Origin of the sequence: Enterococcus ureasiticus (assembly GCF_001730285.1) — a bacterium.
GTDB classification, from domain to species: domain Bacteria; phylum Bacillota; class Bacilli; order Lactobacillales; family Enterococcaceae; genus Enterococcus_L; species Enterococcus_L ureasiticus.
In genome coordinates, this window is record NZ_MIJZ01000001.1 from 1,187,183 (window position 1) to 1,208,589 (window position 21,407).

A 21,407-nucleotide genomic window follows, 5' to 3' on the forward strand; every position below is an offset into this window, starting at 1 on the left:
TTCATAGTACTTCTTACCTTAATCTGTTATTTTTTGCTGCAGCTTTTTACAAACTTCATAGTCAAAAGGGGTGAATTTCCCCTCTAATCTATATTTTTTTATCTCATTAAAGTGCATAAATCTAGTTGCTATAACTTCTTCTTCTTGAAGTACTAGCCTAGACAGCTTAACCTCTTTAATTATCAAATAGCTATCTATTAGTAAATGTAACGGCGCATATACAGTTGTGCCAATAAATTCGAGTTCAGATACTTCTACAGCAATGCCTATTTCTTCATGCAATTCTCGAATAGCTGCTACTTCACTTTTTTCATTCGATTCAACTGCTCCCCCTGGAATTTCCCAATATAGCCCCATTTGCTTTTTAGGATGTCTCTGTGTAACTAAAAATTCTCTATTATGATTTAATATGACAATACATGCTGCTAATTGAAATTCATCTTCTAAGAGTGCTTCTCCACGTTGAATTATTTTTCCAGTTTTCATATGATTTACATCATAAATATCAAGCATTTTTCTCACTCTTTTCTTATTAAAAAAGAAGCCCTAATGGACTTCTTTTACTTATTTTTAAGCTGGTTCACCATAATCAACTGGTTTATCGAATTCTCCAGGTGCATCATCATAGATATGTCCATAAACGATTACCGGCATTCCTGCATAAGCGCCATTGAAAATTTGAGCAACTGCAGCTCCTGGTGTATTGATACAACCATTACTACCAAAGTTTGTTTTGTAGGCTTCTTTGTTTCCGAAATATTCTGCTTTATAATCTGCATCATGAATTCCAATTTGTGTCACCACACCGCCGAAACTCTTCAACGGCATCCAATATTTTACTGGTACGCTGTATTTTGATCCATCAAGCATTTCACCTTCTAATTTTGTATCTGTATCTTTATACAAAATGGTATGGAAGCCAGGAACGGTTGCAGTTCCTTTATTATAGCGGCCAGTGATTACGTCTGTTTCAACGACCTTTACGCCATCTTTAAAGAAGTACATTTTTTGATCGTTTAGATCGATTTCTACATAATCCTTATCAACTGTCGATGATTGATTTACATCCCCATCAATTGGCACTGTAACAGCTTCAGTATCTTTGTCGCTATTGATTGCTTGAACGATCAAATCTCTTGTTTGCGGCATATTGATATCCCAACCATAACTGCCATTGTTTTTATATTTTGTTGTTACACCATGAACATTTTTAAAAATGATCGGTTTGAAAATAGAACCATATTTTTGATTTGTTTGCTCTACCCAAGCGTAGACTTTATTTGGATCAACATTTCCACTTTCATCAATAAATGATTGGATTTCTTCCTTAGTAAGAGGTAACTTTTCGCCATTGATGTCAAGCGTGATCGCTTTATTTTCTTTTTTCGATAATACCGTTAGTTTTTCTTGCAGGCCTTTGTCATCTTTGGTAACTGCTGGTTTGTGATAAAACTCTTTTACATCATAGACATAATTGCCTTTATTGGCGTCAACATCCTTTAATACTTGATTCATCAAAGCTTCTTTATCGACAGCCGTCCCAACTTGTTCTGGTACGATTTGATAATTACCATCAACTTTTTCGATTCGAGCATCTTGACTTGGCGTTCCTTGTTCAAAAGTAAGCTCGTTTAATTTGTTTTTCAATTCTGTTTTATAATCTTCATTGATTGGTAATTTGATTGAACGATCCCCAATATTTTGTTTTAAATACTCTTCTGTGATTTCATATTTTTCAGGTAATTCAATTTTTTCTTCTTTGTCATTCACTTTGATCACAACAGATTCAGCTTTATTCAGTTCTTCTAGTTTCTTTTTCGCATCTTTTGCGTTCAATAAACTGATATCAACACCATTTGCCTTCGCAGTGATAAAGAAGTGTGATTGGAAATAGGCAAGCCCGCCAGTAAATACTAATGCTAAACAAATCAGCAAACCGACTACTGGGACTAACCATTTCTTCTTTTTATTATTTGAGTGATTATTATTTTTAGGTGCCCTTGTGTTTTTTTCTGAGCGGCTAACTGCTTCTTCGTTTTCCATTGAGCTATCTTCCTTTTTTTATGATTTATATGCTTACTTTGATTCAATGCTTTTCCTGTTTCAGAAATAAAATAAAAGGAAGTACGTCTCCCTCTGATTGTCTTAAAATTTTTCTATTCATTCTTATTGATAATTTTATTTTAAAGCTAGTTTAGTTAACTTTCCCTCAATCTTCAATTAATTTGCTTACATATGAGAAAAAATTCATGTTTTTTATGTATAAATGCTAAATTCTACTTTTTTCTGATAAACAGGAAGTAACACCCATCAAAATTCGATACAGTGCACTTATCATTCTACCACACATAAGGGAGAGGAAAAAAGACTATTTGACAATATCTTTGCTGAAATTCTAATTTATTTACAATAAACTTAAAATTCCGCCCCAATCCTCGCTCGGTTTCTCTAAAAGATCTACTCAAATTAATGACTATCATTAAAATTCATTGTATATTTCATGACTTTTTCAGCCGTTTTTCGATCATAAACCAAACCGTTTTTTTGTGAAAAGTTCCAAGCATAATCATCAAACTGCTTTTGTAATGTGATTAATGCAGACCAAGCTAAAGAAATACTAGAAACATCCATCGTTTTTAAGACCGCTTCATATTGTTCATTTGTCAAATAATCAGGCAAGTATTTGTAATTTTTCCCTACACTGAAATGGTAGTCGTGATCTGCTCCAACTTGCCAAGAAAGTAAGCGTAAAAGTTCTTTTCGACAGTTTTCATTTAAATGATCTGCCGCATAAAACAGTTCATTACGACATAATCCTTTGACAACATACGTGCTGACCCACCAGAATTCATTACAACAATCTAAAAATTCTGCCTGACTAGGACGTTTCACCCAATAATCTTGATCTGTAGCTTCCGTTAATTTAGGTAACAATTGCTCTTTATCCAATAAAATCTCAGCTAAACGATCTCCTTCATTCCAAGTATTCGCCTGCTCTTTTGGGCAAAGAGTCAAATCGATTCGATTGCCATCTTCAAATAACATTAAATAAGTAAATCTTCCGTTTCTTGTTGGCGGAAACAACACCATATCTTCTGGTGTCTGCATAATTAAACGAGGTCCAAATCGATCGATCCACGACTGGTCTTTGACAAATGCGTCTAAAGATTCCACAATATAAACAATATCATAATCCTGAAATGAATCTTTTGGTACTTGTTTATTTGTCCGTGAACCGTTCATCCCGACAGCTAGTACCTTAGGATCGTTTTTGGCTGTATCTAAAATCAAGCGAAACATTTCTTCTTCGGTTCTCATAGTACCCCTCCACTTTTTCGTCTTACCTAGAGTATAAGACAAGTTCGTCTGCTATGTTATACTTTCTCTTAAAAACGTTAAAAAAACTTTAAAAAAAGAAACCACAAGTACTATTCAATTTGTTTATCTACTACACTAGATAGGAAAGGTTGTGGTGTTATGAAATGGGTGAAACGAATTATGTTGATTATTATAGGGGTAGGAATTATTTATGCAGGTCTCGTTCTTTTTCTAATCTTAAGCGGAACAAAAGATCAGCCAACAGCAGCACCTGATACTGTACTTATTTTAGGGGCACAAGTAAAAGGCACTTCAAAAGACAATGCCTATCCAAGCACAGTTTTAAAAGAAAGACTAGATGCAGCAATTCCATATTTAAAAGAGCATCCAACTGCGACAGCAATCGTTTGCGGGGGGAAAGGATCTGATGAACCTGATAGCGAAGCCAATGTGATGGCGGAATATTTAAGAGTTCACGGGATTTCACAAAAACAAATCTTGACTGAAGACACCTCTACCCGCACCAAAGAAAATATTCAAAATGCCCAAGAAAAACAAGCGCTAGGAAATACAGTGATTGTTACAAGTGACTTTCATATGTACCGCTCAAAGTTATTAGCAAAACGGCTGGGGATTTCTGAAATCAGCGGACTTCCGGCAGTTTCTAAGTCTTCTGCTAGATTTAAAACATATGTTAGGGAGATCGTTGCTCTAGGGTATGGTTTGCTTTTTGATCATTGAGTTTAAATAAGATTTTTGTTCAAATTTGTTGCCCCCTAGATAAATCTTCCTTATTCAGGTTTATCTAGGGTCTTTTTTAGATCTTCATATTTTTTCTGCTCTTTTTTCATTTTTTGGTTAAAATAATAAGTGATCCCTAAAATTACTACTAGAATCACTGCTCCTATCCCAACAACAACCGTCCACGGAAATTGATTTTTCTGATCAGGAGGTAAATTGGTAGCAGTTGCATTGTATTTTTTTGCCTCTTTTTCTTTTATTTCGAATTTTCTTTCCCAAGTCCAATCTTTATGCCCATCATTTGCTTTGATCTTAACGGTATAATTTCCCGCAACAAATGGTTGGTTATTTAAATCGATTTTGTAATTAAAATTCGTGTTTGGCGCCATCGTTAAGGATTCTTGATGGTTTTCATAACGAGGTTTTGTCTCATCTTCAAAGTAAAGTTTAGCATCCACTTGTAGTTTTTTGATCATTGCAGCTTTTTTATCTTGAATATTCATAATAACTGCATTATTGCCATTTAATTGTGTCGCTTTGACTTCATTTAACGCTAATTCTGGCTTGACTTCCTTGTCTGTCTCGCTTAGCAATACTCCCACAACATAAGAAAAACGATTACCAACTGCTAAAGCGCCTTCACTTTTTGATTCTTTCGCTTCTTTTTGCTCAAAATAAAGACCTCCTAAAACATAGCCATCAAAAGAATCTTTTGGAAGTTTTATAACGCATCCAACGATTTTATTTGATTTTTTTGGCAGAATGATCTCTTTAGGGATCGAAGCAATTTCACTAAATGTAAATGTTGCTGACGCATCCTTTTTTGTATCGTTATAAGAATAATCAACAACACCGTTATCATTTGTGATCGCGGCATTTGCTGAAGCATAAACGGTAATATCTTTGTCTGTATCATTTGTTAGCTCTACGTTAAGTGTCTGAGTCTCACCTGGCACTACTCTTAAATCAAAATAACTGATTTCTTTACTGCGCTGGTTCTCTGGCAAAATTGCTTTAACACTGAAATCGATTTCACTAGCATGGCCGACTGATCCGATAGTGAATGAGAACAATAAAAAAATAATAGCAAATAAAAACGTCGATAACTTCTTATTCATAGTTAAGGCTCCTTTATAATAACTTATAATTATACTGAAAAGAACACTATTCATAAAAGCAGGTTCTTTTCAGTATATTAACTATATAATCACGTTATGCTAAATCCTAAAATCAGATAACTTATCTATTACAGTGGACTATCATTCAATGTCCAAGTCAGTGTCGTCTTATATTGATCATTTGCAACTTTTGTTGTTGCATTAGGCACGGTCAATTTTACCCCTTGCGCTGCTCCGGCTCCTGATCCAAATGCTAGTGTCCAAGTTCCCATCCCTGTAGAAAGTGCCGCCGTAGCCACGGGAGAAGAAGCTGCACCGGTAGGATCTAGTGCTACAGGAACCGTTATCGGTGCTAGCGCGATCAATTCAGTAGAGTTTGGAGTTGCAGCCACTAAACTCATTTGAGCATTCGTCAACACAGCAGGTGTGCTATCAGCTGTTTGAAATTGACCATTTTGCTTAACAGTAAGTTTCCAGCCAAGATTCAAGCCACGTTTATCCGTTACTTGAACATAGTTAGGAACACTGATCAAAGTAGAAAGTGAATTTTGAACTTGATCCAGCTGAGCATAATACGTTGCATCTGCGGTTTGAATCACTTTAGTACCAAAATGAAAATTAGATACATAATCCAAACTCAATGGTCCTCCAGTTCCCGGTTGATGCGGGTCACCTGGGTTAGGAGTAACGGGCGAAGTAGGATCTGTTGGATTAACGGGTGGTGTTATAGTTGTATCTTGAGAGAAACTAATATCTGCATTTGACGTTAAAGCCCCCACATTAACTGCTTCTCCAACTGCTCCTCCAAAATAACCAAACGAAATAAGTACAGCAACTGTAGACAAAGAACCTATGATCTTTTTCATGTTAACTTCCTTCTTTCCATTTTTATTTTAACTTCTTATTTTTTTAAGAAGCAAAACCCAGATTATAAAGGAGCGTCTGATAATATCCATTGTAGTTGTGCGGTATACGATTCATTTACATTAATATTTACACTAGGAGTAAGATTTAAAAACACACCATTTTGCTGATTCCAAGAAATAACGACATTATTATTATTAGGAGAAGTGTACGCATACGCTTCTGAAGCAATGGCCGTTATTGGCTTATCTTGACCATTTTTTCGATAAACAAATGCTTGATTGATTGTTTTGTTTGTTGTTGTGGATTTCATTGGCAAATTTTCTCTAACAAGCAAGTGCCATTGACTTTTTGCTACTCGACCGTCTGCTACAATCAACGAAGTATCTACTATACTTGGACTATACGTCGTTGTTTTGGTCGGCACAGGTATACTTTTAAACGAAATTTGTTGGGGAGATTGAACAAAGCGTAACGTGCCATCGCCTACTGAGATCGAATTTGCATTGTTTTGTGGCGTAATAGCTGTGTTGCCACCATCTGCTCCGCCAACAACACTAGAAAAAGGCAACGATTGTCCGGTCATATTTTGAGCGACCACTCCTGTATACTGCAGTTTAAAACTCGTATTCGGTTGCGTAAAATTATTTATAGGAAGAGTATTTTGATAATACCAATACTGCATATTTAAATTAGAGTCTGTTAAAAGCTGCGTTCCTAAGACTGGTGTCTGTACACCTGTATTTGAGGTTCTAGTCAACGTTACTGGACTTAGTTGTGTTATTCCATTTGGAACATACGCTTTTAACAGCTGCTGACTCCAAGTTGAGGGCTGATTAGTCAACGTTGTTGTTAGCGTATAACGAATTGTTTGTCCTGTAACAACCGAAGAACCTACTTCCCAATTACCTTGTGCATTCAGTCTTTCAATCGTCTGTACAACTGAAATTGCTGGTGTTAAATAGGGAATCGTTTGATTGTAACTTGTGCTCCTCACTAAAACCAAACCAGTTCGGTTACTTAATCCTTGAACCGATAAACTGACCGTTTCTCCACCATTAAACATCGGCAAATTGGAAAACTGAAAACTACCATTTGCATTTAGTGGCGTAGTATATATCGTTCCTGCATTTATTTGTAGGGCTACTTGGTAAGTTCCTGCAATTGTTTGTGCGGCAGTCCCCGAAAGTTGAGTAGATCCAGGCGTTGCTAGGCTAGATGTTACTGGTTGGATTGGCCAACTCACAGCTTGTGTAGCAGAAGATGGGCTTTGAATATAATTACTTGTTGTCTTTGATTGCGCAATAATAAGTGCTGAAACACTATCACCATATTGCAATGCTGAAGCTAAAACTGTGCTGAAATTTCCAGATGCATCCACCGGTATACTACTAATTATTATCGGAGCAGATGTTCCGTCAGAACGCGTAATAGTCAATTGAACAGTATAAGTATAAGCACTATTTTGAGTTTGTTGGATTTTACCGCTCACAGTCGATTGTAAATTTAGCAGTGGGCTATTTAAAATAGGTGCTGTGACATTAGGAACACCTGTCCCTATCGACATTGAGGGCAATGCAATAACACCTGACTGTGAAACATTTCCTAAGACTAAATTTATAATATTCAAGCCATCCGTTGATGACCCAAAAACACCTTTGATAGGATAGTTCAAACCATTGCTTGCAGGGGGAATCGTGATACCTTTTTGGTACAAAGCTGCTACGTCAAAACTAAAATTAACTGCCCAACGGCTAAGGCCTAACAGGCTTACAGTGTTAGTAGGAAATGTGACATATACTGAATTATAAGTACTACTATACGCCAAAGAAAATCCATGTGTAGTATCGTGAATATCATAAGATCTACTGCCAACGAGTGCAGCTGGAAGCGTAGCTGTTCCTGTAAGTAGTGATAAAAAACTCTGTTGCTTTGCTGTACTGCCATTGATCTGATTCGCTATTTCAGCGGGTAACTGAAGCATGATTATAGGTTGTCCACCTAAGGATAGATCTAGTGTAGGTGTATAAGTATACGTCATTGTGATAATTGATTGTCCAGTACTGCCAGTTGCGTAAGTTCCGCTAAGGGCACCTGACCCCACAGTAACCAAACGTTCTTGAGCATCTCTTATCATCTCAGGTTGTTCATCACCCATCACAACTTGTTCATTCACTATTTCATCTTCTGCAAAAACGTGATACCCATCGATCTGTAACACGCACAACATCAATCCTACTAAAAATAGAAATAACCATTTACGTTTCACACTGAGGCCCCCCATTGACTAGCGATTATTTAGTAGATTCAGCATTCAATACTGTCAAATAATAAAAAAATATAATTAAAAAAATATTCCATTCGAAAAAAAGGAACAAAAATTCTTTCGTTATATTGATAATATACTGCGGATATAATAAAGTAAAATATTTACGATTGTTGTTTTATAGTGAATCATTTAAAAATAGTGAGCAATAAAACCTAAATTACTTCTCTGTTGAAAGTTATATATATAAATGATTTATTTTCTTGTTAATAACTAAATTCTCAAATATTTCGTTATAATTCGAAATATTTGAGAATTTAACCCAAAAATGCTATTATATTATTGTTCTTAGTTTTTTCATATTGTGTTTCCCTTCATATAGTGTGTGTATGAAGGGTTTTTTGTATTCATAGATAAGAAGAAGAGCAAGTTCTAACTCAAAAAAGTTAGAACTTGCTCTTCAAAATAAGGGTCAAGCTATTCATTCCTATTTTTTATAAAAAGATGCTAAGTGTTCAGGTATAATTTTAGAAACCTTCAACGATTTTAATTATCTCTTTTGAATGATTTGTAATATCAATTGGGCTGTTTATTTCAAAAATGGACCTACTTGAATTATTTAGCTCAATTTTCATTCCTGAACCAGACGTAAAGAATCTTAATACCCATTTTCTAATATTGTCGTCAATTAATACATTAAAATAGCTTTTATTGTCCCTATAAAAAATTCTATCTAAAACTACTGTATCTTTGAGGATAAGCTTAACTATAGTATAAGCCTCCAACTCCTCTGGTGTAGTAACTATATCATCGGAAACATCTTCCTGAATTACCTCTTCTTCTTTAACCGAAACAGAAGTATTAAGAGCTGCACTCAATTTATCATTAACTTTCTCATTAATAAATTGATTTAACCCTTTTTTTATTAGAGGTTTAAACTTATCTAGAGTTGCCTTTGTTTTTACTCCGCCATAAATTTCACCAACAAAGTATTTTACAAATTCTTCAGAAGGTTCATTTAATTGAGCATTTAAAAATGACTTCAATTTATTTAAATATTTTAATTCAGAGGCACTATTAGTTATTTTATCAATATCAAAATTGTCTTTATGAAATTTCGCAATTTCAGGTATCTGACTATCTTTTAAATTCGTAATATCAATTGTCAAAAATGGTGAAGAATCCATCTTATTTGGTTCTTCTAAATCAGTAAAGAACTTATATATTTCTCCATTTGTGAGTATACCAAATTTGGATGTTGTTGTTCCAAAATATCTAAATAATTGTGAGTCATGTTTCGTTAGTGGTTCAGTGATAGATTTAGCTTCAATCAAGATAGTCGGCACACTATCTATTACAATCGCATAGTCAACCTTCTCACCTTTTTTTATGCCTACATCAGCTGTAAATTCTGGTACAAATTCAATTGGATTGAAAATATCATAACCTAAGATTTGAAAAAAAGGCATTATAAGTGAAGTCTTTGTAGCTTCTTCAGTTCCTATATTATCCTTTAACTTTACAACTCTTTTGCCGATAGCTTTTAGGTCATCTTTGAATTTTTCTAATTCCACTTCTCATTACCCCACTTCTTGATATAGTATTTTTACAATAATATTATATCATATCGGTATCTCCTAATCTATGACACTTTCATTTGAAATGGTTACACTCGTTTTTTGAAAATCAAAAAAGAACCCTTAATAAAATAAGGATTCTCTCTTTCTTATTCTCCTAAATCAACGTTATGATAAACCTTTTGAACATCATCAAGGTCTTCTAAAACATCGATCATTCGTTCGAATTGTTCTAAATCTTCTCCAGTTAATTCTACATCATTTTGTGCAATCATTTCTAGTTCTGCTACTGAAAATTCTTCGATCCCTTTTTCTTTTAGCACTTCTTGCACCGCATGTAAATCTTCTGGCTCTGTATAGACAATGATTTGCCCTTCTTCTTCTGTAACATCACGAACATCGATGTCTTTTTCCATCAAATATTCAAGAATTTCATCAGCATCATCGCCTGCAAATCCAATCACACCTGTATGATCGAACATATAAGCTACAGCTCCGCTGACACCCATATTTCCACCATTTTTACCAAATGCCGCACGAACATCTGAAGCTGTACGGTTTACGTTATTTGTCAAAGCATCAACGATGACCATTGAACCATTTGGCCCAAATCCTTCATAACGTAATTCAGAGTACTGCTCATCTCCAGATCCTTTAGCTTTTTCGATTGCTCGATCGATGATATGTTTTGGAACATTATATGTTTTTGCGCGCTCGATAACAAACCGTAATTTCTGATTTGCTTGAGGGTCAGGATCACCCGATTTCGCTGCTACGTAAATCTCAATTCCGAATTTTGCATAAACTCGGCTGTTATTTGCGTCTTTGGCAGCTTTTTTCTCTTTAATATTTGCCCACTTACGACCCATATTCTCACTTCGCTTTCATTCATTATTATTTTCGATTGTAGTGCCTTTCTTATTATACTTGGCAAACGGACTTTTGTTAAGTGTTTTTTGCTTTTAAGAGAGACGAATTGGAAAACGACCGAAGCTTTGTTCTGTAACACGGTGATTGCCTAATTGATAAAGCTGATTACTCCGGATATCTAAGGCTAATTGAGAATTTAAACTCTTGGCCATTTTTGTAATTAGAGGCAATGCTAGATTCTTCTTTTCTTCTCGCAAAAAACGTTGGCCTTGCTCCGTGAAACCGAGAACTTGCAAATGACTTTGATTCCAAGATTTTTCTATTTCCTGTTGTTTCACATTATTTAAAATGTAAGTCGCCAGTCGTTGCAAGCGCGTCCAGGTATAGCGTTTTGTTTTTGCCTGTTCCATAAAAGTTTGAAAAGAATCAGAAGTCTTAGCTGCTTCTTGTAGACGATATTCGATGCCTTCTTTCATTTGGTAAATCCCTTTTAATTCAGTGATCGAGCTGCTGATCAACTTATATTTTAATAAAGGCCAATAATCTTCCCAAGAAACGGTAGCTGAATTCGCCAAATCGATTACTACTTGCGCTGGCAGTACTTGTTTGATTTGATCTAATTGCTCTGAAAATACAGCTTTCCTGATTGCAGTGGCGCTAGCAAACTCTTGATATATGTTGGTATCATGATAGCCTGCTTGTTCTCGTTTTAAAGGATACAACCTCATCGGCTTTTCATAAGCGGCATTTTCTTTTGCATAACTTAACCCTAAAATATGATTAGGCGAAGAAAAATCTAACCCGCTATTTGGATAAAGCTTACGAAAAACTTCTGTCATCTGCTGTGGATAACTCATACCATTGTTTTTGATTTGTTGATAGGCTTGATCGATTTCTGTTTGGTTCTTATTTACAAAATCCCCAAACAGTTCATAATCCATCTCTATCTGATTATCGGTACCAAAGCATAGTGCATCACATTGTAAAGCCTGAAGTAGCTTGATTCCACCTGCCGCAAAATAATCTGCTGATTGCACAGCATAAGCAAACGGTAATTCAACAACTAGATCGACACCATGATTCAATGCTTCTTTGGCTCGTGTCCATTTATCGATAATCGCAGGTTCCCCTCGTTGCAAGAAATTCCCACTCATCACAGCAATCACAACCTCTGCACCACTCATTTTGCGTGCCATCTTTGCATGGTACAGATGTCCATTATGAAAAGGATTGTATTCCACAATAATACCGCAACTTTTCATCTTTATTCTCCTTCATCCAGATCATTTCTATTAGAACTCCATCATACCATTTTTATTTTATTACTGAAACAAAAGAAAAATGAGCAGGCAAAACTTTAAAAAGTTCTGCTCCGCTCATTTTTTAAACTATTTTTTACAAACAAAAAACCAGCGTTTGCTTTCTTCTGTTGGTGCGTCATCCGTAAAATCCGCATAGACAGAAACATCTATAAAACCAGCACTTTCTAGCATCATCAAATAGTTTTCCATTGTGTAAGTACGTTCTTGATGTAGTTCATCTTGACGGATAAACACTTCGTCACTTTCATGCTCTTTTACAAAGAACGTTAGAAAATGTTCAATACTATGCTCTTTTTCACCAGGATAACTATCCCATAAAAAGGCAAATTCTTCTGTTTGGTAATGGTAACTGTATTCAGGAAACACTTTGTCTACTTGATAAACAGAATGGACGTCAAAAATAAAGACGCCTTCTTCTTCTAATGCTTGATAGACATCATCAAATACTTGTTGGACTTCCTGACGATTGGCCATATAGCACAGCGAATCGGAAAAACAAGTAATCGCATGATATTGCCCCATTTCAGATAAATCCATCATGTTACCCTGGACAAATTGAACATGAACCTCTTCTTCCGCCGCACGTTTACTAGCCATCATCAACATTTCCTCTGACAAATCTAAGGCAGTAACAGTGAAGCCAGCTTTAGCAAAATTCACAGCTAAAGCGCCAGTACCGCAAGCCATTTCTAAAACATCCATTTTACCTTCTGGTAAGTGACGCTTAGAAAACTCTAGCCACTGATCGTAAAGACTATCATCCATTACTTCATCGTAAACAAAAGCAAATGTTTCATATGCCATATTACTCGACCCAAGCGTGAAGATCGACCATTGGTGCATCTGACCAAAGTTTTTCTAAATTGTAAAAGCCACGTTCTGCTGATTGGAATACATGAACAATAATATCACCTAAATCGATTAACACCCATTTACCGCCATCTTTTCCTTCGATACGTTTTACTTCTACATCTGCTTCTTCTTCTTTTTCAATAATTTCTTCCACAATGGCATTGATTTGACGTTCACTTGTAGCTTGGCAAATCATAAAATAATCTGCTAAAAGTGATATCTCCTGCACATCTAAAGCAACAATTTCCTCTGCTCGTTTTGAATCAGCTGCTTTTACAGCGATTTCTAAAATCTGTTGACTATCTATGATGGTTTCCTCCCATAATTTAATTAAATTTTTTGATTTTTTCTAACTTAGAGCTAAATACTTTGCTCAGCTTTTCCTTAATCTAGCTTCTTGAACTAACACCTCGGAAAAAAGATGAATTCTATTAGTGACAAAAATCGCCACGAACAGTATTCCCTATTTTTCTATCGATGCTGAACGAGTTCAATCAGCTTTTCCTTGATCCAGCCTCTCAAAGCAGCTCTTGAGGAAATTAGACAATCTTCACATGGAACAAGAAACGTTCCACATTCAGATTCCTAAATTTCTAAAGAGCTACACGCTTTGCTCAGCTTTTCCCACAACCCAATAATTATATGTCTCAATTGTTTTGGGATAAATTTTTTGTTCTTGTTCAATAAGATGCAGTAATGTATGCTTTGTTTCATATGCAACAGCTTCATCCAAATCAACCAAAGCTACTTTCCGTGCTTCTTTTACGCCAGGAAAATTGCGCCCTATTTCAATATAATCAGCAACATAAATGATTTTATCAAGTAGACTCATTTTAGCAGCACCTGTCGTATGCAAACGAATCGCTTCTAAAATCTCTTCATCCTCTATGCCTAGTTCCCTTTGAACCATACTGGCACCAACAAGACCATGCCAAATTGCATTACCATAATTTAGTAAATCCTGATCATAGCCGTCTCGTTTGATAATCAATTCAAACTCTTCATCAGGACGTTCTTTGGCGTAATCGTGAGTCAATGCTGCAATACTTGCCTTTTCTTTGGAAGCACCGTATTTAGCCGCTAAAGCTACAGCCATTTCTTCCACACCTAAAACATGTTGAAAGCGCCGTTCACTCATATGCATCTGGACTTCCTGCATCAATTCTTCGCGTTTAAACGCCGTATATTTTCCGCTAAAATCCATCTACATACAGCCCCTTCTCTTCTATATAGTGTATCACACTATTAGGCAATAAGTAGCGCGTAGAACAACCATTTTTGATTTTTTCCCGAATCAACGTTGAACTAATATCCATTTGGGGAACATCCACCCAAATAATCGGATAGGGTGAAACAGTTCCATAATGTGGACGACGGATACCTACAAAATTAGTCAGTGTCATCAATTCATCGATTTTATGCCACTTTGGTAAATATTCTACCATGTCTCCGCCAATGATAAAATAGTAATCTGTATCTGGATTGTTTTGTGTTAAAGCTTTCATCGTGTCATAGGTATAACTTTTTCCCTTACGAAACAACTCGATGGGTTCAACAGCTAAATTAGGATTATCAGCAATTGCAAGTTCCAACATTGCTAAACGGTGTTTACTATCGATCGTCTTTTTTTCATCTACATGAGGCGGTAAATAAGTAGGCATCAAATAGACTTTGTCCAACCCAAGCTGTTGTTGCACTTGGTCAGCCATCACTAAATGAGCCAAATGAACTGGATTAAAATTCCCGCCTAAAATTCCTACCTGTTTACGCTTTTGAAAAAGCTTTGCTTCTTCCACAATTACTTCTGCTTTTAATGCTGCATTCGTATTTGTCCCCATTTTTCTTACCTCCAAGTTTTAAATTACTTTAACTTCTTTAGAGATTTTTTGATATTTTTCATTAGATGATGGTTTAAATAAAACTAATACACGACCAATGATTTGAACGATATCGCAATGAATATCTGCCTTTAATGCTTCTGCTACATCTTCAGCAATCTCATCGGTATTTTGTAGTAATGTGACTTTGATCAATTCACGTTTTTCCAAAGCTTCATTAATTTGTACCACCATCGCAGAATTCAAGCCGCCTTTACCAATTTGAAAAATCGGTTGTAAATGGTGCGCTTGACTACGTAAAAAACGCTTTTGTTTTCCTCTTAAATTCACTAATTTTCCTTCTCTCTGTTCTCACTTATGATTAAATCAACGCTTTTCTTCTTAAAACATCTACGCCTTTAGGAGCCCAGCCAGCAACTACACACGGTTCTGTCACCGTGATCCACCCAAGTCCGGCAAATACGATATCTGTTTTTTCTTTGATCGAAAATTCAAAACGAACCAAATCAGGAAAATCTGCGACTTCATCTAGACGCGGCGGTTGTAATAATCCACCAACATGTTTTTCAGAAAAAGCATCTGCTGTCGCTGATTTAGTACGATGAATCGATAAATCATTTGATACATAGGCAATAAATGAACTACGTTCCCCTTGAACAAAATCAAAACGAGCTAAGCCACCTAAAAATAGCGTCTGTTCAGCATTCAACTGATATACTTTTGGTTTGATTTCTTTTTGTGGCGCAATGATTTTTAAATCTTTTTTACCTAGGTAATGCGCCATTTGATGACGATGAATGATCCCTGGTGTGTCGATCAAGAAATGTCCATCATCCAAAGGTATTTCAATTTTATCTAATGTCGTTCCTGGAAATTGCGACGTTGTGATAACATTTTGAACGCCAGCAGTCTGCTTAATGATTTGATTGATCAACGTTGATTTCCCAACATTTGTCACACCAACCACATAAACATCCTTACCGTCACGATATTTTTCGATCGTTTCAAGCAAGTTTTCCATTTCATGAGGTTTCTTGGCACTAGTCAGTAAAACATCAACGGGACGTAAGCCTTCTTCATGCGCTCGCTCTCTCATCCATTGAATCATTTTAGGTTTCTTTAATGATTTTGGGAGAATATCGACTTTGTTTCCTACCATCAATACTGGATTATCCCCAATAAAACGATGTAGTCCCGGAATCAATGAACCGTTAAAATCAAAAATATCAACAACGTTCACGATCAAAGCGTCTTCTTTACCCAGCTCATTTAATAAACGTAAAAAATCATCATCTGTCAAATGAACATCTTGAATGTCGTTGTAATGTCTTAAACGAAAACAGCGTTGGCAATAAACTTCCCCTGTCTCCATCCCCTTCTCAAAAGCAGCCTTTGGCGTATAGCCTAGTTTATCTGGCTGATCTGTTTGAATGATTGCACCACAACCGATGCAATGGATTGCTTCTTGCTCGCTCATTCTAGTCCGCCTTTCCATATCATATCTGGATGTTTCTTCGCTAAATGTTTCATGATTTTTCGTTCAAAGAATCGATTGATTCTTGTATTCCATCCATCCGTGTCAACTATAGGACGAACTAAAATATTTCTGATTCCAGCAGCATTAGCTCCTCGAATATCAGTCATGATCTGGTCACCGACCATTACTAACTCTTCTGGTTTCATATTTAATTTTTTCTCTGCTTCTCTGAATCCTCTTGTCGAGGGTTTCAACGCTCTAGATACATATTCTAGATCAAATTTCTCAACTGCGCGTTTTATGCGGCTGGATTTATTATTTGAAACGACCACAACTGGAATTCCGGCATTTTTCATTTCCAGAATCCATGTCAGTAATTCTTCGGTCCCGTCTGGATTATCCCAAGCAATCAAGGTATTGTCCAAATCGGTCAATACGGCTTTGACCCCTAATTTTTTTAATTGGTTCGGTGTGATTTTATAAATCGCATCAACCATCCAAGTTGGTTTGAATTTTGAAAACATAGTAACTCCTCTCATCTTCACGATGAACTTTTTCATAGTGAAAGGAGTACTAAGCTAGCACTCCTCCAATTTGTATTATACTGCATTTCCCTAAAAATTTCTATAAATGCTTATCATAAGTTTTCATAAGATTCAATGACGAGCAAATGGCAGAGCAAACATGATTTTGTCTCTTTAACAATTTTTGTGATAAACTTTTTTAAACCAATGAAAAGAGGAAACCTAATGACCGTTAAAATAGAAAAAGCATCCCTCAATCTTTTTGTACCTGACACAGAAAAAGCAATGACACTTTATGAAAAAATATTCGATGCAAAGAAAATAGAATTAACTACTACAGACACAATGAAATCCGGTCGTTTCAGTATTGGAGAAAGCCTCTTCGCTTTAGCCGATGAACAACCAGAAAATGGTGGTAAATCACCTTTGACCTTAAAAGGTACGCCCCTTTGTATCCAATTGATTTGTAATAATGTAGAAGAACTTGTCGAAAAAACGTTAGCTGCAGGCTGTATTTTAGAAATGCCTATTACCGTTGTGCCAAATAAATTTAAAGTGGCAAATATCAAAGATCCTTTTGGTTTTGTTTGGTCAATTTCAGAAGTTTATGCTAATTAATGATGATACAAAAAAAATGGAGCAGGCCCAATAAGCTTGCTCCATTTTTATATGGTTGTTTAATATTTACGAAAACGCTGATAACGATTTTCCAACAGCACATCTGTTTCTAATTGAGATAGTTCAGAAAACTTACTAATAAGTGCTTTTTGAATCATTCGATTGATTTTCGGTTGTTCCAATACTTCACCGTTCATTTCTTCTGGAATCACTCGATCAATAATCGTTAATTCTTTTAATTCTGTCGCAGTGATTTTCATTAATTCTGCTGCTTCTTTAGCCCGACTACCGTCTTTCCATAAAATCGAAGCAAAACCTTCTGGTGAAAGTACTGCATAAATCGTATGTTCCAACATCCAAACTTCATCAGCTAATGCAAGAGCTAATGCGCCGCCGCTTCCGCCCTCACCAATAATAATGGCAATGATCGGCACGCTTAAATCAGACATCTCTATCAAATTTCTAGCAATTGCCTCACCTTCACCACGTTCTTCTGCCTCAATACCGCAATATGCTCCTGCTGTATTGATAAACGTAACAACTGGACGGCCAAATTTTTCTGCCTGCTTCATCAAACGTAACGCTTTACGATAACCTTCTGGATGAGGTGCCCCAAAATTTCGTTCGATATTTTCAGGTAAGTTACGTCCTTTTTGAATCCCGACTACCGTCACAGGTTTGTCTTCTAACGTTGCAACACCACCAACTACGGCTAAATCTTCTCCAAAGTAACGATCCCCATGAAATTCCATAAAATCATCAAAAATTGCAGCAATATATTCTAATGTTGTATAACGATCCTGTGCACGAGCTAAGGTGACAATATCATTGGCAGTTTTTTCCATGCTATTTCCACCCTTTCATCGTATGAATCTTTATTAATTTACTCAATGCTTCCCGCAATTGATTTCTTGGAACAATCTTATCGACAAATCCGTGATCCAGTAGAAATTCTGCTTTTTGAAAATCATCCGGTAACTCTTGACGGATCGTCTGCTCAATCACTCGACGGCCAGCAAACCCAATCAAACTTTGCGGCTCGGCTATTATAACATCACCATCCATCGCAAAGCTAGCTGTAACGCCACCTGTTGTGGGATCAGTTAGCACTGTGATATAAAGTAATCCTGCATTGCTATGCCGTTTAAGCGCACCAGAAATTTTAGCCATTTGCATTAGAGAAAAAATCCCTTCCTGCATTCTTGCTCCACCTGAGGCAGTAAAAATAATCACCGGTAAATGCTGTTCCGTTGCTCGTTCAAACAGACGAGTAATTTTCTCACCCACAACGGTTCCCATGCTTCCCATAATAAAATTAGCATCCATCACACCGATACCGATCTCTTGATCATCTATTTTAGCTTTCCCAGTTAAAACGGCTTCATGTAATTCTGTTTTTTCTTGCATCTTGGCGATTTTATCCAAATAGTCTGGAAAATCTAAGGGGTCTTTCGTAACTAAATCTGTATCCCACTCTTCAAAACTCTTCTCATCTACCGTCAATGCAAGTCGTTCCCAAGCACCAATTCTAAAGCTATAACCGCAATAAGGGCAGACTTTTTCTGCCCCCATATCTTTTGTATATAGCGTACGTTTGCAACAAGGACATTTCGCCCACATGTTATCTGGAACTGCAGGTTTTTTTACAGAAGATTGGTCGCCCGCGCGATTCGGATTGATTCGAATGTAGTTTTTCTTTTTAAATAAAGCCATACACCTGCTCCTTTTTAATTATCGCTTTCTGGTTTCCAATTTGGTAAAAATGTTTCTTGTAAAAAACTCGTATCATAATCGCCAGCTAACACATTTTTATGGGTAATCAAATCTAGCTGAAATTCTGAATTTGTGATAATACCATCTGTTACGATTTCGTTTAGCGCCCGCTGCATTTTCATCAACGCATCCATTCGATCATTGCCATGGACAATTACTTTAGCGATCATCGAATCATAAAAAGGTGGAATCGTATATCCTGAATACATGGCACTATCTACCCTTAATCCCATTCCTCCGCTTGGAAGCAACAAGTTTTTGATTTTTCCAGGAGAAGGAGCAAAATTAAAAGCAGGATTTTCAGCATTGATTCGGCATTCGATTGCATGGCCTGTGATCGTAATATCTTCTTGTGTGTATGGTAATTCTTCACCAGAAGCCACTTTCAACTGTGCTTTAACAAGATCGATTCCGGTAACCATTTCTGTAACAGGATGTTCAACTTGGATTCGAGTATTCATTTCCATAAAATAAACTTCACCCGATTTATCCATCAAAAATTCAATCGTTCCAGCATTTTCATAATGAACAGCTTCAGCTGCACGTACGGCCGTTTCACCTATTAACTGACGTTTCTCAGGAGAAATCGCGATCGATGGCGATTCTTCAAGAACTTTTTGATTATTTCTTTGTAAAGAACAATCACGTTCCCCTAAATGGATTACATGCCCATATTGATCACCTAAAATTTGAACTTCAATATGACGGGCTGGATAAATAATTTTTTCTAAGTACATATCATCATTGCCAAAAGCCGCTTTTGCTTCTTGCTGTGCTGAGGTAAAATGTTGAGGTAGTTCTTCTTTGCTCATTACTTTTCGGATCCCTTTACCACCACCACCAGCTGCTGCTTTCAACATAACTGGGTAACCGATATTATCGGCGATCGTTAAAGCTTCTTCAACAGAACTGATCACACCAGTACTTCCAGGAATAACTGGAACGTTGGCTTTTTGCATCAATTCACGTGCATTGATTTTATTCCCCATCGCATCAATTGTTGCTGCTTTTGGACCAATAAATGTAATATTGCATTCTTCACACATTGCTGCAAATTGACTGTTTTCAGATAAAAATCCAAAACCAGGATGGATTGCTTCAGCATTGGTCACGATCGCTGCACTTAGTACACTCTGTACATTTAAATATGAATCAGCCGCTTTCGCTGGCCCAATACAAATAGCCTCATCTGCAAGCTGTGTGTGTAATGCTTCTTTATCTGCTTCGGAGTATACCGCAACGGTCTGCACACCTAATTCACGACATGCTCGAATGATCCGAACTGCGATTTCTCCTCTATTTGCAATTAAAACTTTTGAAAACATAGCTCACCTATCCAATCATAAAGGTCAATTCTGCTTCCGCTACTTTTTTCCCGTTCACAGTCGCAGTTCCTTTGCCGATGCCGGCTATTGATTTTACTTTCATAATTTCTACTTCTAACATCAACGTATCACCTGGAACAACTTTTTGTCTAAATTTGGCTTTATCAATACCGCCAAAATAGGCTGTCTTGCCTTTAAAATCAGGCATAGACAATAATGCTACAGCTCCTGCTTGAGCAAGCGCTTCAAGAATCAAAACACCTGGCATAACAGGCTCTCCTGGAAAATGACCTTGAAAAAAAGGTTCATTGATCGTAACATTTTTCTTCGCGATAACTTTTTCACCCACAACGATTTCTTCGACCGTATCCAATAGTAAAAACGGATAACGATGAGGGATAATTTCTTTAATTTCTTGAATATTCATCATTACACTCCTTTAGATACACGGAAAAGTGGTTGATTAAATTCAACAACATCTTCATTTTGTATCAAGACTTCCGTAATTACACCATCAACTGTTGCCGTAATCTCATTCATAAGTTTCATCGCTTCAACTATACAAACGACATCCCCTTTTTTCACCGAATCCCCAACTTGTTTGAAGTTTTCTTTATCAGGTGCCGGTTTTAAATACACAATACCCACGATTGGCGAGATGATTTCTTCTGTGTTTTCTGGTTTTGTCTCAGATTTTACAGTTTCATTAACTGTTTCTTTTACTTCGGTCGTTTGACTCGTAATTTCAGTTGTGCCTTGGTGCGTATTTCTCTCAGCTACTTCTTTTACTTCACCTGACGATGTTTTTTGTGTCACTTTATTTTTATTCATGTAAAGTCCAAACGAACCTTCTTTAAGATCAAATTCAGTTAATGTCGATTCATCAAACTGCGTCAATAATTCTTTTACTTCATTGATATTCAT

The 21,407-nt window shown here is 36.4% G+C and carries 23 protein-coding genes; 2 read left to right on the forward strand and 21 right to left on the reverse strand.

All coding sequences use genetic code 11. The features are described from left to right. Window positions 1-18: 18 nt before the first annotated feature. From BCR21_RS05575 to BCR21_RS05585, 3 genes are all read right to left on the reverse strand, one after another. Window positions 19-513: an NUDIX hydrolase gene (locus tag BCR21_RS05575; RefSeq protein WP_069645487.1), complete on the reverse strand. Its 495-nt coding sequence runs from the start codon at window positions 511-513 to the stop codon at window positions 19-21. A gap of 57 nt (window positions 514-570) precedes the next feature. After that, window positions 571-2,043, reverse strand: a complete 1,473-nt coding sequence (locus tag BCR21_RS05580; RefSeq protein WP_069645488.1) for a L,D-transpeptidase family protein — start codon at window positions 2,041-2,043, stop codon at window positions 571-573. A gap of 423 nt (window positions 2,044-2,466) precedes the next feature. Continuing rightward, complete coding sequence (locus BCR21_RS05585; protein WP_069645489.1) at window positions 2,467-3,318, reverse strand: aminoglycoside 6-adenylyltransferase; 852 nt, start codon at window positions 3,316-3,318, stop codon at window positions 2,467-2,469. 159 nt (window positions 3,319-3,477) lie between these two features. Between BCR21_RS05585 and BCR21_RS05590 the strand changes: the two genes are divergently transcribed. Continuing rightward, the gene (locus BCR21_RS05590; RefSeq protein ID WP_069645490.1) at window positions 3,478-4,059 is read left to right on the forward strand and encodes a YdcF family protein; all 582 of its coding nucleotides are present in this window, start codon (window positions 3,478-3,480) and stop codon (window positions 4,057-4,059) included. 50 nt (window positions 4,060-4,109) lie between these two features. Here the strand turns inward: BCR21_RS05590 and BCR21_RS05595 are convergent, their stop codons facing one another. The 13 genes from BCR21_RS05595 to BCR21_RS05655 form a co-directional block, all read right to left on the reverse strand. Then, a complete protein-coding gene (locus tag BCR21_RS05595) occupies window positions 4,110-5,177 on the reverse strand; it encodes a WxLIP family cell surface protein (RefSeq protein WP_069645491.1) in 1,068 nt (355 codons plus the stop codon). A 128-nt stretch (window positions 5,178-5,305) separates the two neighbouring features. After that, the gene (locus BCR21_RS05600; protein WP_069645492.1) at window positions 5,306-6,043 is read right to left on the reverse strand and encodes a WxL domain-containing protein; all 738 of its coding nucleotides are present in this window, start codon (window positions 6,041-6,043) and stop codon (window positions 5,306-5,308) included. Between the two features lie 62 nt (window positions 6,044-6,105). Beyond that, on the reverse strand, window positions 6,106-8,310 hold the full coding sequence (locus tag BCR21_RS05605) for a hypothetical protein (RefSeq protein ID WP_069645493.1): 2,205 nt from the start codon (window positions 8,308-8,310) through the stop codon (window positions 6,106-6,108). A 524-nt stretch (window positions 8,311-8,834) separates the two neighbouring features. Then, window positions 8,835-9,881, reverse strand: a complete 1,047-nt coding sequence (locus BCR21_RS05610) for a type I restriction endonuclease (protein ID WP_069645494.1) — start codon at window positions 9,879-9,881, stop codon at window positions 8,835-8,837. A 152-nt stretch (window positions 9,882-10,033) separates the two neighbouring features. Beyond that, complete coding sequence (locus tag BCR21_RS05615; RefSeq protein ID WP_010760465.1) at window positions 10,034-10,753, reverse strand: YebC/PmpR family DNA-binding transcriptional regulator; 720 nt, start codon at window positions 10,751-10,753, stop codon at window positions 10,034-10,036. A gap of 93 nt (window positions 10,754-10,846) precedes the next feature. Next, on the reverse strand, window positions 10,847-12,016 hold the full coding sequence (locus tag BCR21_RS05620) for a nucleotidyltransferase (protein ID WP_069645495.1): 1,170 nt from the start codon (window positions 12,014-12,016) through the stop codon (window positions 10,847-10,849). Between the two features lie 126 nt (window positions 12,017-12,142). Further along, a complete protein-coding gene (locus BCR21_RS05625; RefSeq protein ID WP_069645496.1) occupies window positions 12,143-12,880 on the reverse strand; it encodes a class I SAM-dependent DNA methyltransferase in 738 nt (245 codons plus the stop codon). Window position 12,881: 1 nt separating this feature from the next. Beyond that, window positions 12,882-13,220, reverse strand: coding sequence for a ribosome silencing factor (gene rsfS / locus BCR21_RS05630; protein WP_069645497.1), 339 nt, complete (start codon window positions 13,218-13,220; stop codon window positions 12,882-12,884). Between the two features lie 309 nt (window positions 13,221-13,529). Next, on the reverse strand, window positions 13,530-14,132 hold the full coding sequence (yqeK, locus tag BCR21_RS05635) for a bis(5'-nucleosyl)-tetraphosphatase (symmetrical) YqeK (protein ID WP_069645498.1): 603 nt from the start codon (window positions 14,130-14,132) through the stop codon (window positions 13,530-13,532). After that, a complete protein-coding gene (locus BCR21_RS05640; protein ID WP_069645499.1) occupies window positions 14,122-14,766 on the reverse strand; it encodes a nicotinate-nucleotide adenylyltransferase in 645 nt (214 codons plus the stop codon). The genes yqeK and BCR21_RS05640 overlap by 11 nt, the downstream gene beginning before the upstream one ends. A gap of 18 nt (window positions 14,767-14,784) precedes the next feature. After that, a complete protein-coding gene (gene yhbY / locus BCR21_RS05645; protein ID WP_069645500.1) occupies window positions 14,785-15,096 on the reverse strand; it encodes a ribosome assembly RNA-binding protein YhbY in 312 nt (103 codons plus the stop codon). 31 nt (window positions 15,097-15,127) lie between these two features. Further along, window positions 15,128-16,243: a ribosome biogenesis GTPase YqeH gene (yqeH, locus tag BCR21_RS05650; RefSeq protein ID WP_069645501.1), complete on the reverse strand. Its 1,116-nt coding sequence runs from the start codon at window positions 16,241-16,243 to the stop codon at window positions 15,128-15,130. Continuing rightward, the gene (locus BCR21_RS05655) at window positions 16,240-16,767 is read right to left on the reverse strand and encodes a YqeG family HAD IIIA-type phosphatase (RefSeq protein ID WP_069645502.1); all 528 of its coding nucleotides are present in this window, start codon (window positions 16,765-16,767) and stop codon (window positions 16,240-16,242) included. Before BCR21_RS05655 ends, yqeH begins: the two co-directional genes overlap by 4 nt. Before the next feature lie 225 nt (window positions 16,768-16,992). Between BCR21_RS05655 and BCR21_RS05660 the strand changes: the two genes are divergently transcribed. Further along, a complete protein-coding gene (locus tag BCR21_RS05660; protein WP_069645503.1) occupies window positions 16,993-17,385 on the forward strand; it encodes a VOC family protein in 393 nt (130 codons plus the stop codon). A gap of 59 nt (window positions 17,386-17,444) precedes the next feature. On the opposite strand, the gene BCR21_RS05665 is transcribed toward BCR21_RS05660, so the two are convergent. Genes BCR21_RS05665 through accB form a run of 5 tightly spaced genes read right to left on the reverse strand, consistent with a single transcriptional unit; the run spans window position 17,445 to window position 21,407 of the window. Further along, window positions 17,445-18,230: an acetyl-CoA carboxylase carboxyl transferase subunit alpha gene (locus tag BCR21_RS05665; RefSeq protein ID WP_069645504.1), complete on the reverse strand. Its 786-nt coding sequence runs from the start codon at window positions 18,228-18,230 to the stop codon at window positions 17,445-17,447. A gap of 1 nt (window position 18,231) precedes the next feature. Next, the gene (gene accD / locus BCR21_RS05670; RefSeq protein WP_069645505.1) at window positions 18,232-19,098 is read right to left on the reverse strand and encodes an acetyl-CoA carboxylase, carboxyltransferase subunit beta; all 867 of its coding nucleotides are present in this window, start codon (window positions 19,096-19,098) and stop codon (window positions 18,232-18,234) included. Between the two features lie 14 nt (window positions 19,099-19,112). Then, the gene (locus BCR21_RS05675) at window positions 19,113-20,483 is read right to left on the reverse strand and encodes an acetyl-CoA carboxylase biotin carboxylase subunit (protein WP_069645506.1); all 1,371 of its coding nucleotides are present in this window, start codon (window positions 20,481-20,483) and stop codon (window positions 19,113-19,115) included. A gap of 7 nt (window positions 20,484-20,490) precedes the next feature. Then, the gene (fabZ, locus tag BCR21_RS05680; protein WP_010760451.1) at window positions 20,491-20,910 is read right to left on the reverse strand and encodes a 3-hydroxyacyl-ACP dehydratase FabZ; all 420 of its coding nucleotides are present in this window, start codon (window positions 20,908-20,910) and stop codon (window positions 20,491-20,493) included. Between the two features lie 2 nt (window positions 20,911-20,912). Next, the gene (accB, locus tag BCR21_RS05685; RefSeq protein WP_069645507.1) at window positions 20,913-21,407 is read right to left on the reverse strand and encodes an acetyl-CoA carboxylase biotin carboxyl carrier protein; all 495 of its coding nucleotides are present in this window, start codon (window positions 21,405-21,407) and stop codon (window positions 20,913-20,915) included.

Coding starts and splice junctions, on each gene's coding strand:
- BCR21_RS05575 (WP_069645487.1), bottom strand. CDS start 513: ATGCTTGATATTTATGATGTAAATCATATGAAAACTGGAAAAATAATT.
- BCR21_RS05580 (WP_069645488.1), bottom strand. CDS start 2,043: ATGGAAAACGAAGAAGCAGTTAGCCGCTCAGAAAAAAACACAAGGGCA.
- BCR21_RS05585 (WP_069645489.1), bottom strand. CDS start 3,318: ATGAGAACCGAAGAAGAAATGTTTCGCTTGATTTTAGATACAGCCAAA.
- BCR21_RS05590 (WP_069645490.1), top strand. CDS start 3,478: ATGAAATGGGTGAAACGAATTATGTTGATTATTATAGGGGTAGGAATT.
- BCR21_RS05595 (WP_069645491.1), bottom strand. CDS start 5,177: ATGAATAAGAAGTTATCGACGTTTTTATTTGCTATTATTTTTTTATTG.
- BCR21_RS05600 (WP_069645492.1), bottom strand. CDS start 6,043: ATGAAAAAGATCATAGGTTCTTTGTCTACAGTTGCTGTACTTATTTCG.
- BCR21_RS05615 (WP_010760465.1), bottom strand. CDS start 10,753: ATGGGTCGTAAGTGGGCAAATATTAAAGAGAAAAAAGCTGCCAAAGAC.
- BCR21_RS05620 (WP_069645495.1), bottom strand. CDS start 12,016: ATGAAAAGTTGCGGTATTATTGTGGAATACAATCCTTTTCATAATGGA.
- BCR21_RS05625 (WP_069645496.1), bottom strand. CDS start 12,880: ATGGCATATGAAACATTTGCTTTTGTTTACGATGAAGTAATGGATGAT.
- yqeK (WP_069645498.1), bottom strand. CDS start 14,132: ATGGATTTTAGCGGAAAATATACGGCGTTTAAACGCGAAGAATTGATG.
- BCR21_RS05640 (WP_069645499.1), bottom strand. CDS start 14,766: ATGGGGACAAATACGAATGCAGCATTAAAAGCAGAAGTAATTGTGGAA.
- yqeH (WP_069645501.1), bottom strand. CDS start 16,243: ATGAGCGAGCAAGAAGCAATCCATTGCATCGGTTGTGGTGCAATCATT.
- BCR21_RS05655 (WP_069645502.1), bottom strand. CDS start 16,767: ATGTTTTCAAAATTCAAACCAACTTGGATGGTTGATGCGATTTATAAA.
- BCR21_RS05660 (WP_069645503.1), top strand. CDS start 16,993: ATGACCGTTAAAATAGAAAAAGCATCCCTCAATCTTTTTGTACCTGAC.
- BCR21_RS05665 (WP_069645504.1), bottom strand. CDS start 18,230: ATGGAAAAAACTGCCAATGATATTGTCACCTTAGCTCGTGCACAGGAT.
- accD (WP_069645505.1), bottom strand. CDS start 19,098: ATGGCTTTATTTAAAAAGAAAAACTACATTCGAATCAATCCGAATCGC.
- BCR21_RS05675 (WP_069645506.1), bottom strand. CDS start 20,483: ATGTTTTCAAAAGTTTTAATTGCAAATAGAGGAGAAATCGCAGTTCGG.
- fabZ (WP_010760451.1), bottom strand. CDS start 20,910: ATGAATATTCAAGAAATTAAAGAAATTATCCCTCATCGTTATCCGTTT.
- accB (WP_069645507.1), bottom strand. CDS start 21,407: ATGAATATCAATGAAGTAAAAGAATTATTGACGCAGTTTGATGAATCG.